At 72.7% G+C, this 13,675-nt stretch carries 16 protein-coding genes; 11 read left to right on the top strand and 5 right to left on the bottom strand.

The window, feature by feature from the left end:
- Positions 1–85: 85 nt before the first annotated feature.
- The 5 genes from AB0G13_RS06505 to amcA all read left to right on the top strand — a co-directional run bounded on the left by AB0G13_RS06505 (position 86) and on the right by amcA (position 4,838).
- A complete protein-coding gene (locus AB0G13_RS06505; RefSeq protein WP_357869812.1) occupies positions 86–439 on the top strand; it encodes a sterol carrier family protein in 354 nt (117 codons plus the stop codon).
- Positions 440–609: 170 nt separating this feature from the next.
- Positions 610–2,148 carry an amidophosphoribosyltransferase gene (purF, locus tag AB0G13_RS06500; RefSeq protein WP_357869808.1) on the top strand — a complete coding sequence of 513 codons (1,539 nt, stop codon included), beginning with the start codon at positions 610–612 and terminating at the stop codon, positions 2,146–2,148.
- A gap of 58 nt (positions 2,149–2,206) precedes the next feature.
- Complete coding sequence (gene purM, locus AB0G13_RS06495) at positions 2,207–3,361, top strand: phosphoribosylformylglycinamidine cyclo-ligase (RefSeq protein ID WP_357869806.1); 1,155 nt, start codon at positions 2,207–2,209, stop codon at positions 3,359–3,361.
- Between the two features lie 171 nt (positions 3,362–3,532).
- A complete protein-coding gene (amcB, locus tag AB0G13_RS06490; protein ID WP_357869992.1) occupies positions 3,533–4,636 on the top strand; it encodes a cyclophane-forming radical SAM peptide maturase AmcB in 1,104 nt (367 codons plus the stop codon).
- On the top strand, positions 4,605–4,838 hold the full coding sequence (gene amcA / locus AB0G13_RS06485) for a multiple cyclophane-containing RiPP AmcA (protein WP_357869803.1): 234 nt from the start codon (positions 4,605–4,607) through the stop codon (positions 4,836–4,838). The genes amcB and amcA overlap by 32 nt, the downstream gene beginning before the upstream one ends.
- A gap of 143 nt (positions 4,839–4,981) precedes the next feature.
- Here the strand turns inward: amcA and AB0G13_RS06480 are convergent, their stop codons facing one another.
- Together AB0G13_RS06480 and AB0G13_RS06475 are read right to left on the bottom strand one after the other, a co-directional pair.
- Positions 4,982–5,197, bottom strand: coding sequence for a DUF3073 domain-containing protein (locus tag AB0G13_RS06480; protein WP_089002617.1), 216 nt, complete (start codon positions 5,195–5,197; stop codon positions 4,982–4,984).
- A gap of 286 nt (positions 5,198–5,483) precedes the next feature.
- Complete coding sequence (locus AB0G13_RS06475; RefSeq protein ID WP_357869799.1) at positions 5,484–6,566, bottom strand: Glu/Leu/Phe/Val dehydrogenase dimerization domain-containing protein; 1,083 nt, start codon at positions 6,564–6,566, stop codon at positions 5,484–5,486.
- Positions 6,567–6,736: 170 nt separating this feature from the next.
- Here AB0G13_RS06475 and AB0G13_RS06470 point away from each other — a divergent pair, with 170 nt between their 5' ends.
- Positions 6,737–7,576, top strand: coding sequence for a hypothetical protein (locus AB0G13_RS06470; RefSeq protein ID WP_357869796.1), 840 nt, complete (start codon positions 6,737–6,739; stop codon positions 7,574–7,576).
- Positions 7,577–7,827: 251 nt separating this feature from the next.
- Positions 7,828–8,037 (top strand): BldC family transcriptional regulator, encoded by a 210-nt coding sequence (locus AB0G13_RS06465; protein ID WP_007073996.1) that lies wholly within the window; start codon positions 7,828–7,830, stop codon positions 8,035–8,037.
- A 102-nt stretch (positions 8,038–8,139) separates the two neighbouring features.
- Here AB0G13_RS06465 and AB0G13_RS06460 read toward each other — a convergent pair whose 3' ends face one another.
- Entirely contained in the window at positions 8,140–8,538 is a 399-nt protein-coding gene (locus AB0G13_RS06460; protein WP_357869794.1) for a PPOX class F420-dependent oxidoreductase, read from the bottom strand.
- 54 nt (positions 8,539–8,592) lie between these two features.
- On the opposite strand from AB0G13_RS06460, the gene AB0G13_RS06455 reads away from it, so the two are divergent.
- Positions 8,593–9,372: a class I SAM-dependent methyltransferase gene (locus AB0G13_RS06455; RefSeq protein ID WP_357869791.1), complete on the top strand. Its 780-nt coding sequence runs from the start codon at positions 8,593–8,595 to the stop codon at positions 9,370–9,372.
- 73 nt (positions 9,373–9,445) lie between these two features.
- On the opposite strand, the gene AB0G13_RS06450 is transcribed toward AB0G13_RS06455, so the two are convergent.
- Entirely contained in the window at positions 9,446–9,742 is a 297-nt protein-coding gene (locus AB0G13_RS06450) for a hypothetical protein (RefSeq protein WP_357869788.1), read from the bottom strand.
- Between the two features lie 161 nt (positions 9,743–9,903).
- Here AB0G13_RS06450 and AB0G13_RS06445 point away from each other — a divergent pair, with 161 nt between their 5' ends.
- On the top strand, positions 9,904–10,761 hold the full coding sequence (locus tag AB0G13_RS06445; RefSeq protein WP_357869785.1) for a 3-hydroxyacyl-CoA dehydrogenase family protein: 858 nt from the start codon (positions 9,904–9,906) through the stop codon (positions 10,759–10,761).
- Positions 10,762–10,813: 52 nt separating this feature from the next.
- A complete protein-coding gene (locus AB0G13_RS06440) occupies positions 10,814–11,557 on the top strand; it encodes an enoyl-CoA hydratase/isomerase family protein (protein ID WP_357869782.1) in 744 nt (247 codons plus the stop codon).
- A gap of 66 nt (positions 11,558–11,623) precedes the next feature.
- Here AB0G13_RS06440 and AB0G13_RS06435 read toward each other — a convergent pair whose 3' ends face one another.
- Positions 11,624–12,973, bottom strand: coding sequence for an ABC transporter substrate-binding protein (locus AB0G13_RS06435; RefSeq protein ID WP_357869779.1), 1,350 nt, complete (start codon positions 12,971–12,973; stop codon positions 11,624–11,626).
- A 156-nt stretch (positions 12,974–13,129) separates the two neighbouring features.
- Here AB0G13_RS06435 and AB0G13_RS06430 point away from each other — a divergent pair, with 156 nt between their 5' ends.
- Positions 13,130–13,519, top strand: coding sequence for a hypothetical protein (locus AB0G13_RS06430; protein ID WP_357869776.1), 390 nt, complete (start codon positions 13,130–13,132; stop codon positions 13,517–13,519).
- Positions 13,520–13,675: the final 156 nt, after the last annotated feature.

The raw sequence follows: 13,675 nt of genomic DNA, 5'->3' as shown, positions 1-13,675 counted from the left end.
GTCGGCAACTATGCCTTGTCTGACCGGATCGGCGCGACCCAGGGCCAGCGTCGGGCGCGGCGTGCTGAGGCCGTATCGTCCCGTCGTGTCCTCTCCGCACATTAAGTCCGCCGCGGTCGCGGCGGCGTTGTCGGCGCTCGACGAGGGGCATACGCCCGAACGACCGGTCCTCCGGGAGGCGGTCCGTGCCCTGTTGACCGTCCTCGCGGAGCGCGCCCCCGGCCGATCGGTGGAGGTGCGTGTCCCACCTTACGGCGCAGTTCAGTGCGTTTCCGGTCCCCGACACACCCGTGGCACCCCCGCGAACGTCGTCGAGATGGCGCCCGAGACCTGGCTGGCGGTGGCCACCGGGCGGCTCGAATGGGCCGACGCGATCACCCAGGGTCGCGTACAGGTGAGCGGAATTCGGGCGGATCTCTCCGCGCACCTGCCGCTCTAGCTGCGGCGACACGCATCGACCGGTGACGCCTCGGAGCCATATCGTGACTTTCTGTATCGACTCGGATTCGCGTACACTGTCAGGCGACGACAGTGGTCCCGGCCGAGGAGTGCGGATCCGCCCCCGCGTGATTCCGCAAGGCCGGTCCAGACCAGCATGAGGGAGCGCAGGTGCCCCGAGGCGACGGCCGGCTGAGCCACGACCTTGATCCCCAACGACCAGGCCCCCAGGACGCGTGCGGCGTCTTCGGCGTCTGGGCGCCCGGGGAGGAGGTCGCCAACCTGACCTACTTCGGGCTCTACGCCCTCCAGCACCGCGGCCAGGAGGCCGCGGGCATCGCGGTCAGCGACGGCTCGGGCGTGGTGGTCTACAAGGACCTCGGCCTGGTCGCCCAGGTCTTCGACGAGCCGACCCTGGCCAGCCTGCGCGGGCACGTGGCGATCGGGCACGCCCGCTACTCCACCACCGGCGGCTCGACCTGGGAGAACGCCCAGCCGACCATCCGGTCCACCACGTCCGGCACCACCATCGCACTGGCCCACAACGGCAACCTGGTCAACACGGCGGAGCTCCAGCGCGAGGTCACCGAACGGGGCCTGGTCGCCGACGGCTCGACCAACGACACCTCCCTGGTGACGATGCTGCTGGCCAGCCGCCCGGACCTGTCGGTCGAGGCGGCGGCGCTGGAGGTGCTGCCGCAGCTGCGCGGCGCGTTCAGCTTCGTGTTCATGGACGAGTCGACGCTCTACGCGGCCCGCGATCCGCACGGCGTGCGCCCGCTGGTGCTGGGCCGGCTGGAGCGCGGCTGGGTGGTGGCGAGCGAGACCGCCGCGCTGGACATCGTCGGCGCGAGCGTGGTCCGCGAGGTCGAGCCCGGCGAGCTGATCGCGATCGACGAGGACGGCCTGCGCTCCAGCCGGTTCGCCGCCCCGGAGCCCAAGGGCTGCCTCTTCGAGTACGTCTACATCGCCCGCCCGGACGCCACCATCGCCGGCCGGAACGTGCACTCCGCCCGGGTGCAGATCGGCCGCCAGCTGGCCAAGGAGCACCCGGTCGAGGCCGACCTGGTCATCCCGGTGCCGGAGTCCGGCACCCCGGCCGCAATCGGCTACGCCGAGGAGTCCGGCATCACCTACGGCGCCGGCCTGATGAAGAACCCGTACGTCGGGCGCACCTTCATCCAGCCGTCGCAGACGCTGCGCCAGCTCGGCATCCGGCTCAAGCTCAACCCGCTGCGGGAGAACGTCCGGGGCAAGCGGCTGGTCGTGGTCGACGACTCGATCGTGCGCGGCAACACCCAGCGGGCGATCGTGCGGATGCTGCGCGAGGCCGGCGCGCTGGAGGTGCACGTACGCATCTCCTCGCCGCCGGTCAACTGGCCGTGCTTCTACGGCATCGACTTCGCCACCCGCGCCGAGTTGCTGGCCAACGGGCTGGACAACGACGGCATCCGGCGCTCCATCGGGGCCGACACGCTCGGCTACGTGTCGCTCCCGGGCCTGATCGCCGCCACCGAGCAGCCGAAGACCCGGCTGTGCCGCGCGTGCTTCGACGGGGAGTACCCGATCGAGCTGCCCGCCGGCAACCTGATCGGCAAGCACGTGCTCGAAGGGGTGGGCCGGCGGGTCGCCGCGCAGGCGTCCGACACCCCGGAGCACACCGCCCCGCTCGTCGCCACTCCGGGCGGCGTGACCACACACCGCCCGTAGCACCACCCGGCGCGGCCCGGTCACCGCCGGTGCGGCGCCAGAACCAAAGGGGAGAACCGTGACGCACGTGTCCGAGCGCAGCGGCGCAGGAAGCAGCCCGACCGGCGCCGGCGACGACCGCCAGCCCTGGACGGCCGGCGCCGGCCGTCAAGCGCGCAAACGCTCGGTCTCGTACGCGGACGCCGGGGTCTCGATCGAGGCGGGCGACCGTGCGGTCGAGCTGCTGAAGTCGAAGGTGAAGCAGACCCGGCGCCCGGAGGTCATGGGCGACCTCGGCGGCTTCGCCGGCCTGTTCCGGCTGGACACGAAGAAGTACAAGAACCCGATCCTGGCCTCGTCCACCGACGGCGTGGGCACCAAGCTGGTGATCGCGCAGCAGATGGACATCCACGACACGGTCGGCATCGACCTGGTCGCGATGGTCGTCGACGACCTGGTGGCGTGCGGCGCCGAGCCGCTCTTCCTGCTCGACTACATCGCCACCGGCGAGGTCGTGCCGGACCGGGTCGCCGAGATCGGCGCGGGCATCGCCGACGGCTGCCGGTACGCCGGCTGCGCCCTGCTGGGCGGCGAGACCGCCGAGCACCCGGGCGTGCTGCGCCCGGACGAGTACGACATCTCCGCCACCGGCGTGGGTGTGGTGGAGGAGAGCGACATCCTCAGCCCGGAGCGGGTCGAGGTGGGCGACGTGGTCATCGCGATGCGCTCCTCCGGCCTGCACTCCAACGGCTACTCCCTGGTGCGGCACGTGCTGCTGGGCGCCGGCCGGATGCGGCTCGACGTGGTGATCGACGACTTCGGCCGCCAGCGCACCCTCGGCGAGGAGCTGCTCACCCCGACCAAGATCTACGCGCAGGACTGCCTCAAGCTGATCGCCGAGGCCGAGGTGCGGTCCATCGCCCACGTCACCGGCGGCGGCATCCCCGGCAACCTGGTCCGGGTGCTCCCCGAGCACGTCGACGCGGTGGTCAACCGCTCCACCTGGAAGCCGCAGCCGATCTTCGACCTGATCCAGTCCAAGGGACGGATCGAGGACCCGGAGATGGAGGCGACCTTCAACATGGGCGTCGGCATGTTCGCGATCGTCTCCGCCGAGGACGCGGACCGCGCGCTGGCCACCCTGACGGGCCGGGGCGTCGACGCGTGGCAGGCCGGCGAGATCATCGAGGGCTCCGGCAACGTGCAGATGGTCGGCCAGCACACCCGGGGCTGATCACACGCCAGGTGATCGTACGGGCACCTGATCAGGCCTTCACCCGAGTGGCCGTCGCCGCCTAGCCTGAAGGGCACCCTCAAAGCTGTCGGGGCCGCCCGCCCGGGTTCCCCGACAGCCCTTCAGGCGCTGAGGAGGGCAATGGCTGCTCGGGGACGGTCGTTCAGCGGGATGCGCGGCCTGGCCGCCGTCCCCTCGTACGTGGTCATGCAGCCCACCACCCTGTGCAACCTGGACTGCGCCTACTGCTACCTGCCGTTCCGCGCGGTCGACCGGCGGATGCCGGTGCCGGTGGCCGAGGCGGTGGCCGCGTCGGTCAACCCGTGGGCGGCGGCGGGCCGCTTCTCGGTGGTGTGGCACGGCGGTGAGCCGCTGGCCGCCGGCCGGGAGCACCTCGCCGCGCTGATCGCGCCCTTCGGGCCCGAGGTCGAGCACCACGTCCAGACCAACGCCACGCTGATCGACGACGCCTGGTGCGCGTTCTTCGTCGAGCACGGGGTGCGGGTGAGCGTGAGCGTGGACGGCCCGCGGGAACGCAACGGCGACCGGGTCACCCGGGGCGGCGGGCCCGCGTACGACCGGATCCTGCGCGGGGTGGCGGCGCTGCGCCGGCACGGCCTGCCGTTCTCGGCGCTGGCGGTGGTGGGTCGCCCCGAGCCGGGCCTGGCCACCGAGCTGTACGACTACTTCCTCGACCTCGGCTGCGACGTGCTCGGCGTCAACATCGAGGAGACCGAGGGCGTCAACCTCCGCGACAACTCCCACGACGCACCTCTGGTGACCGCCTTCTGGGCGGAGCTGGTGGCGGCCTGGCGCCGGGAGCCCCGGATCCACCTGCGCGAGGTCGAGTGGTCCCTGCGCTACGCCGGGGCGGTGCTGGACGGCAGCGCCGACGACCTGCTCCCCCGGCGGTTGGACCCGATCCCGACCGTGGGCCACGACGGCTCGGTGATCGTGCTCTCGCCGGAGCTGGCCGGCTTCACCGATGTCCGGTACGGCGACTTCGCCAGCGGCAACGTGCTGGCCACCCCGCTGGCCGAGATCCTCGCCCACGCGGACCGGACGCCCTGGGTCGGCGAGTTCCTCGCCGGCGTCGAGGCGTGCCGTTCGTCCTGCCCCTACTTCGGGTTCTGCGGCGGCGGCCACGCGGCCAACCGCTACTTCGAGCTGGGGCGTTTCGACGGTACGCAGACCGCGCACTGCCGCAACAGCAAGATTCACTTACTGGAGGGAGTGTTGGAGCATGCCCGAGACCACCAGTCACCGGCAGCCTGACCGGAGGACGGACGCCCCGGACGAGGTCACCGATCGGGTGCGGGAAGCCGCGCCGGGACTCACCGCACTCCTCCACGAGGCCGAGGCCGCGCGGCGACTACGGGCCGAGGTGGCGGGCGGCGACGGCGCGAGCGCCGTGTGCGCCTGGAACCACTTCGAGAACATCCCGACGTTCTACAACTGGAACAACCGTCCCCGCTGAGGCGGACCGTGATCAGGGACCTGCCATTCGGCCGGAGGGCTCTCCGGAAGGGGCAGGTCCCTGATCGTCGGTCTTGGCGCCGCTTCGATGGGCACATGCGTGAGCACGCGGGCGGTCACCGCGTGCTCAGCTGCTACCGGAGGTCAGCGGGGCGGACGTACCCAGGGATCCGGGTCTTCGTCCGCGTGATCCTCATCATCGTCGTCGACATACTCTTTGTAGTCGTCGTCGAAGTTGTGCTCAGACTTACCAGCACCCGCCAGTTCGCGCTGCAAGGCGGTGAGGTCGGTGTTCGGGGAGTGGTACTTCAACTCCCGGGCCACCTTCGTCTGCTTGGCCTTAGCACGGCCGCGCCCCATGGCTCGACCCCCTCGCACAGAATGCGGGGCAGCCCGAAGGCGGGCCCCGATGACGTCAGGCATCTCTCGTGGCTCTTACGGTACATGGGGATGCCATCGTTCGACACCTCGGGTTACCGTCGACCGACACCGCGCGTCGCGGTCATCCGGCCGTCACCGATTGTACCCGGTAAGGAGCGGTGCCGGGAGCGCCCGTGACACCGGGCAGAACCCCACGAAGCCAGCCTAACGGGACGGGCCGCCCGGCGGGGCCGGGGGCGGAACGGCCGCTCCGCCCCCGGGGCGCTCAGCGCAGGTGGATCGTGCGCAGCCGGCCGACGTCGGCCATCCGCCGCTCCGCCAGCCGGTCCGCCGCCACCGCCGGCGGCACGCCCTCGGCGTCCGCCAGTCGCAGGATCTCCCGGGTGGTGTCGTAGATCCGGGTCGCGCGCAGCTTGGCCCGCTCGAAGTTGAAGCCCTCGATCTCGTCCGCCACCTGGATCACGCCGCCCGCGTTCACGACGTAGTCCGGGGCGTAGAGGATGCCCCGGTCGGCGAGGAGCTTCTCGATGCCGGGGTGGGCGAGCTGGTTGTTGGCCGCGCCGGCGACCACCTTGGCGCGCAGCGTCGGCACGGTGTCGTCGTTGAGCGCGCCGCCCAGCGCGCACGGGGCGTACACGTCGATGTCGGCGGCGACCAGCGCGGCGACGTCGTCGACCAGCGCGACCTGCGGGTGGGTGGCGCGCGCCCACTCCAGGGCCTTCGGGTTGACGTCCGTCGCCACCACCTCGGCGCCGTCGTCCACCAGGTGACCGACGAGGTACTTGCCGACCTTGCCCAGGCCGGCCACGCCGACCCGCCGCCCGGCGAGGGTCGGGGCGCCCCAGACGTGCTCGGCCGCGGCCCGCATGCCCTGGAACACGCCCCAGGCGGTGAGGACCGAGGAGTCGCCGGCTCCGCCGTGCTCGACGCTGCGGCCGGTGACGTACGAGGTCTCGCGGGCGATCACGTCCATGTCCGTGACGTAGGTGCCGACGTCGCAGGCGGTGTAGTAGCGCCCGGCGAGGGACTCCACGAAGCGGCCGTACGCGCGCAGCAGCGCCTCGCTCTTGATCCGCTCGGGGTCACCCCAGATGACCGCCTTGCCGCCGCCCAGGTCCAGCCCGGCCAGGGCGCTCTTGTAGGCCATGCCCCGGGAGAGGTGGAGCACGTCGGCGAGGGCATCGGCCTCGCTGGCGTACGGGTAGAACCGGGTCCCACCGAGCGCGGGGCCGAGCGCGGTGGAGTAGATGCCGATGATCGCCTTGAGGCCGGTCTGCTTGTCCTGGCAGAACACGACCTGTTCGTGACCGCTGGACCCCGGGTCCTCGGTGGTGGCGAATACGCCCATGACTCGCTCCTGGTGTGGGGTGCGTCCTTGTGGGACGCGGGCCTGTGGACCGCCGGCGGGATGCTGCCGGTGCCGCTGAGCCTAGTATCGGCCGACGCCGTCCGGCCGCCCACGGCACCTGATCGCGCCGCCGACGACGGTCGAGTTCCAATTCGTGGGAGGATCGCGCCGTGCCGTCGCTTTTCGCTTCATACCTGCGCGTGTACGAGCCGCTGACCGCCTTCGACCGGGACCGCCAGTCGTACTGGCGGCGCTACGTGGAGCAGGGGCGGGCGGTGGCGCCGGTGGAGGGGCCGGGCCGGCAACGGACGTCGGTGATCGAGGCCCTCGGTGCGGGCTGGACCCGGCTGCCCGACCTGCCGGACGAGGCGTACGTCCTGGAGACCGACGAGACCCTGCTGGTCTGCCCGTGGAACCTGCGCATCCGGGTGGCCGAGGCGGCGCTGAGCGCGCGCGACGGGGTGCCGCCGGTGCTGGCCGACGCCTTCGTCCCGCCGGTGCTCGCCGGTCAGGCGAAGGCAGTGGTGGAGGACTGGCGCAGCGGGGCCCGGGTGCTGGAGCACGGCGTGCCGCGGGTGCACGAGCAGATCGCCACGTGGGGCGTGCCGCTGCGCTGGTTCGTGCTCTTCGACCCGGAGGAGCGGCACCACGTGACCCACCCCGGGCGGCGGGTGCTGCGCTACCGGACGGAGATCTCCAAGGCGCGGCGCCGGTCGTCCCGGGCCCTGTCGGTGCTGCGCAAGTCGATCGGCGACGCGCCGATCACGGAGGCGGTCGAGGAGGCCGCCCGCTGGCTGGAGGAGTTCCACCCCCGGTCGATGGTGGAGCTGGACTACGGCGGCCTGGTCGAGCTGCTCTCGGACGAGACGCTGGCCGCCGACGACTCGCCCGAGCTGGTGGCGACCGGGCTCGCCGGACTGTCCCGGGGCGAGGCCGAGGAGGCCTCGACGGCGTACGACAAGCTGGTCGCGCGCTGGCGCGCGGTCCAGCTGCTCGAAAGGTGCAATTAGCGCGAAATCGCCTAGATGGCACCCCCAGGCCGAGGCGAATTCGTAGTTGATGCATCACGAACCGTGATCATGAGTCCGAATAAGGTAGTTTCTGCCGTGTAAAAGTCGCATAAATCGGGCATGGTTCATCCGTCCGTCTAGGGACGTTCGGCCGTTCGGCCCATGTCGGACATCGGGGACTAGCCGGACCATGGGAGACGCGTCGGCCGGCGGGACCCCGGCCGATGTCTATACATGTGGAGGAGTGACCGATGGCATCGCGAACGCACGAACCAGAGCCGCTACTCACACCGGCCGAGGTGGCGTCGATGTTCCGTGTCGACCCGAAGACGGTGACCCGGTGGGCCAAGGCGGGCAAGCTCAGCGCCATCCGCACGCTGGGTGGCCACCGTCGGTACCGGGAGTCGGAGGTCAGGGCCCTGCTACAGGGACAGATTCCCCAGCAGCGCCAGGGGGACTGACCGACCGGGAGTCAAACAGGTGTCGACGGAGGGCGGCGGACATGGTCCGCCGCCCTCCGTCGTGTCCGGACCCCGCCCGCGTACGCGACGGCGGGGCGCGGATCAGGAACCGGTTGGCGGCTCGTCGGTGAGGACGACCCGGATGCCGACCGTGCCGCTCCCGCCGCGACGCAGGCGGCTGCCCAGCAGGCTGAGCCGGCCGATCAGCCGGTACTTCTGCTTGATCAGCTCGCGCACCCGCCGGGTGCCGGCCGCGTCGCAGAGGGTCGCGTGGGCGGCGACCGCCTCGCCGTGCGGCCGGCCCCGCACGTCGCACGGCGCCACCGTGACGTCGCCGCTGCGCCGGATCCGCTTCACCTTGCCGGCGTCCGCCGCCGACCACACCGCCAGCGCGTCGCCGTCGCGCACCGCCCAGACCGGGGTCGGCACCGCCCGACCGTCCTTGCGAAAGGTCGTGAGCAGGATGTACTTCTCCGCGCCGAGGCGGTCCAGGGTGGTCACTCCGCCAGGATACGACCGCTGCGGCTGACTGACCGGCCCGATAGCGTGAAGCCCGTGAGGGCGGAGCCACGGATCGGTGACGTGTTCGGAGAGATGCTGCGCGACGCGTACGCCGTGGCCACCGGGGTCGGCCCCCGGCCGCTGGCCGGCGGGCGGCTGCCGCGACCGGTCATCGAGATCATCGAGCGGGACGACGGGCTCATCAACGGCGCGCCCGCCGCGCACTACCTGGACGGGCCGGCGGACTGGCAGCCGTACGACCACCGGGCCGTGGACCGGGTCCGAGGCGCGACACTGGACGTCGGCGTCGGGGCGGGCCGGATCGCGCTGCTGCTCCAGGAGCGGGGCGTGCCCGTCACCGGGCTGGACACCTCGGCCGGGGCGCTGGCCGTCTGCCGCCGCCGGGGCGTACGCGAGCTGGTGCACGGCACGGTCGACGCGCACGTCGCGGACGGCTGCCGCTACGACACGTTCCTGCTGCTCGGCAACAACGTCGGCCTGCTGGAGGGGCGGGAACGGGGGCCGGCCCTGCTGGCCGCGCTCGCCGCGCTGGCCCGACCGGGAGCGCAGGTCATCGCCCAGGGCACGGACCCGTACGGCACCCGGGACCCGGTGCACACGGGCTACCACGAGCGCAACCGGCGCCGGGGGCGGCTCGGCGGGCAGCTCCGGCTCCGGCTGCGCTACCGGGAGCTGGGCACCGGGTGGTTCGACTACCTGGTCTGCTCCCCGGACGAGCTCGCCGAGCTGGTCCGGGGCAGCGGCTGGCGACTGACGGACGTGGACGACCGGGACGCGCCGTACTACCTGGCCACCCTGCGCCTGGCCGGCTGACGTCCGGGCCGGACCACGCCGCCCCGGACGCCGGCGCCGGGTTCCCGCCGGACGCGGGAACCCGGCGCGGGTGTCAGACCTGGACGGTCGGGGGGAGCTGCTCGGGCGGCAGGCCACCGTCGCCGTCGACCACCTCGTCCGGGGTGCCGTCCTCGTCGAGGTCGACCATCGTGATGTCCACCTTGCCGTCGTTGTCGGTGTCGAACTGGAACAGGTCGGGCTTGCCGTCCCCGTCGGTGTCGGACACCCAGACGTCGGTGCGGCCGTCGTTGTTGGTGTCGGCGCGCAGCAGGTCGACCCGTTCGTCCCCGCGGGTCTCCACGGTCTCCGCCGCGTCCGCGGCGTGCACGGTCTCCGGTGCCTGGCTCATCTGGCCCGTCCTTCCCTCGGTTGAGGGCCGTGGTACCCGATCCGCCGCGCCCCCACGCATGCCGGGAAGATCGCCGCTGCATAGGGTCGGCCCATGAGCGAGTGGAGCGGGCGGCGGGGCACGGGTCAACCCCGTCCCGCCACCGGAGACAGGGAGGCGTCATGAGCGACCGCTTTGTCGTTGTCGGGGCCGGCACGATGGGGCTCGGCATCGCGTACGTGGCGGCCGGGGCCGGACACGCCGTCGAACTGGTCGAAGTGGACCGGGCCCGCGGCACGGCGGCCCTGGAGCGGCTCGGGGAGCTGTGGGACAGGGCGGTGGCGCGCGGCAAGCTGGACGCCGACCGGGCCGCGACGAACCGGGAGCGGGTGACGCTGCGGTCGGGGCTCGCCGAGGTCGCCGAGGAGCCGGCCGTGGTGGTGGAGGCCGTACCGGAGCGGCCCGACCTGAAGCGGGCGGTGCTGCGCGAGGCCGAGGCGCTGCGGCCGGCGCTGCTGGGCAGCAACACGTCCAGCATCCCGATCGCCGCGCTGGCCGAGGGGCTGGCCCGGCCCGAGCGCTTCCTCGGGCTGCACTTCTTCAACCCGGTCTGGGCGATGGCCCTGCTGGAGGTCGTGGTCGGCCCGGCCACCGCGGCGGAGACCACCGCCGAGGCGGTCGCGCTCGCCGGCCGGCTGGGCAAGGACCCCGTGGTCGTACGCGACATGCCCGGCTTCGCCACCTCCCGGCTCGGGGTCACCCTCGGGCTGGAGGCGATCCGGATGGTCGCCGACGGGGTGGCCAGCCCGGCCGACATCGACAAGGCGATGGTGCTCGGCTACCGGCACCCGGTCGGCCCGCTGGAACTGACCGACCTCGTCGGGCTGGACGTGCGGCTGGACATCGCGCGCACCCTCCAGGCCGCGTACGGGGACCGGTTCGCCCCGCCGCCGCTGCTCGAGGAGATGGTGGCCGCCGGCCGCCTGGGCAAGAAGTCCGGCCAGGGCTTCTACCGCTGGGAAGGCGGGGTCCGTTCGTGAGCGCGAGGAGTGAGCCTGCGAGCCCCGCAGGCGCGAGCAGAGGGGGCACCGCATGAGTGGGCTGCGGATCGAGGAGCACCCGGACCGGCTGGTGGTGACGCTCGACCGGCCGGAGAAGCGCAACGCCATCGACGCCGACCTGATCGCCGAGCTGCACCAGGTCTGCGCGGACCTGGAGGCGCGGCCCCGCCTGCTGCTGCTCACCGGCGGCACCGAGGGGATCTTCGCCGGTGGGGCGGACATCGGGCAGCTGCGCGAGCGGGGTCGGCTGGACGCCCTCGCGGCGATCAACTCAGCGGCCTTCGCCCGGATCCGGGCGCTGCCGATGCCGACCGTGGCGGCCGTGGACGGGCCCGCGCTGGGCGGGGGCGCCGAGCTGGCGTACGCCTGCGATCTGCGGGTCTGCACGGCGCGGGCGGTGTTCGGCCAGCCGGAGGTCCGGTTGGGGATCCTGGCCGGCGCGGGTGCGACCCACCGGCTGCCGGCGTTGGTCGGGGAGGCGCGGGCCAAGGAACTGCTCTTCACCGGCCGCCGGGTGGACGCCGAGGAGGCGCTGCGGATCGGGCTGGTCAACCGGGTGGTGGCCGAGCCCGGCGAGCTGCTGCCCACGGCGCACGGACTGCTCGACGAGATGGCGAAGGGGTCCGCGCTGGCGCTGCGGCTGACCAAGCTGGCGGTCGACGCGCCGGCCGCCGCGCATCCGCACCTCGACCTGGTCAGCCAGGCGGTGCTCTTCGAGGACGAGGAGAAGCACCGGCGGATGACGGAGTTCCTCCAGCGGCGACGCCCGCGCTGAGCCTAAGACGACGACGGCCGCACCGGTGACCGGTGCGGCCGTCCGTGTCCTCGACGGGGAGGAAGTTCAGTGCCGGATCTGCACCCCGGCGTCCGCGAGGGCCCGGATCATCTGCGCGGACTCGGCGAAGCCGATGATCAGCACGGCCTCCGCGCCGAATTCCTTGATCTCCTTCGCGCCGGCGCCGAAGTCCACCGGGTTCGCCTTGGCGTCGGCCGGCGGGTCGTAGGTCAGCAGCTTCAGCCGGTCGCCGCCGATGCCGGCCCGTTCCAGCTCGGCCCGGACGGTGCCCTGGAGGCCCTCGCCGTAGGAGTCCTTACGCGCCACGATGGCGATCTTCTGCGGCCCGTCGCGGAGGATCACGTCGGCCAGCGCGCGGCCCTGGAGGCTGTCCGGCGGGGCGGTGCGGAAGTAGAGGCCCTGGTCGTCGAGCTCGGTCAGGCCGGCGTCGGTGTTCGACGGGGAGAACAGGACCTTGCCGGCACGCACCACGTCGGGCAGCACCTCCCGGGAGATCCCGGAGCCACTGGCACCGATGATGACGTGCACGTTCCGCTCGACGTGCTTCGCCACGGTGGCCTTGGCCACCGCCGGGTTGGTGCCGTCGTCGCCGTCGATCCAGACCACCGGCTCGCCGAGCGCCCCGCCCGCCGCGTTGATCTCCTTGATCGCCAGCTTGGCGCCGGCCGACACCGGCGGGTACGCCAGGGACAGGTCACCGGTCTGCGACAGCAGGCCGCCCAGGACCAGCGGGGAGCCGTCGCTGCGGTCGGTGCGGCCGCCGCGCTGCTTCTTCGGCTTCGGCGGGGCCTTGGTGCTCGCCGCCGACTCGTCCCCGGCCCCGACGAACTCCGTCTTGCCGTCATTGAGTCGCTGGCCGTCGAAGTGCAGCGTGCCGTAGCTCGCGGTGGACGGCTCGCCGGCGTCGGTGAAACCGGCGCGGGTCAGCGAGACGCTGCGGTACTCGACGTCCTTGCCCGCCCGGGCCAGGGCCAGGCACTCCGCCACGGTCTCGCAGCGCTGCCCCCCGTTGGTGACCCCGACGATCTGCTTCGCGATGGCGGCCGGATCCGTCGTGCCCGCGAGCTGGGCGGCGATCGCGCTGATCACCACCGCGTCGTACGTCTCGGCGGAGTAGAGGAAGTCGCCCAGCTTCGGGTCGACGGACCGTAGCCGATTCTTGAAGTCCTCGGGCAGGGGCGTCATCGGCGTGGTGCCCTTCATGCCGTCGACCAGACTGGCGCGGTCCTTCAGCTCGGCAGGGTACGAGTTCAGCATGTTGCCGTCGGAGCCGTAGAGGCGCACCTGATGGGTGGTCGCCTCCTCGGGTTCCTCGGTCCCGCAGGCGCTCGTGGCGAGCAAAAACGTCGCGCAGGCAGCCAGGGTGGCGGCCCGCGAGGCGCGTGACTTGAACATGGTCGTCCTTCCTCCGGGCGAAGGTCCGCTGCGCACATTAGCGTGCTGGGCCGTGCGGCGGGGCCACGGATAAGGCTCAATCCGCAGGTCGCCCGCCCTGATCACGGAAAGTGACCGGCGGCGGGTGGCTTGACCCTCCCCCCTACCGTGCTGTGGGTGACGGACTCACCACAGCAGACGCTCGACGACGCGACCGCCGTGCTCCGCTCGGCGCTGGCCGGGGACGGCGACGCGGTGGCGGGGGCGTTCGACGCGGTCGTCGACCGGTCCGGCCTGGCCGGCGCGTACGGGGTGGCCTGGTGTCTCGCCGCGACGATGGTCGGCGAACCGGTGCCGCCGGGCACGTGCGCGCTGGACTTCCCCGGCATCGACGAGGCAGGCTACGACACCCGCTGGGTGGCGCGCTTCGTCAGCGCGTACGCCAACGCCGACGCCGACACCGGCGAGGCGCTGTTCGGGGCGGCGGCGGCCGACGGGCTGCTGCCGGAGTGCCTGCTCACCCTCGCCGGCTCGACCGTGGCGACGCTGCGTAGCCGGGCCGCCTGACCGCCCGATCCCCTCGGCGGCGCGGACCGGGACGACGGCGCATAGCTGCCGGGTGCGTGGCGTGCGGCGCGACCGGGACGACAGCGCATAGCTGCCGGACCGCTGCCGGGTGCGTGGCGTGCGGCGCGGGCCGGGACGGCGGGGCACGCCGGCCGG

The organism is Micromonospora sp. NPDC023633 (genome assembly GCF_040640035.1).
Classification (GTDB): domain Bacteria; phylum Actinomycetota; class Actinomycetes; order Mycobacteriales; family Micromonosporaceae; genus Micromonospora.
This window is presented reverse-complemented; position numbering and strand designations above follow the sequence as displayed.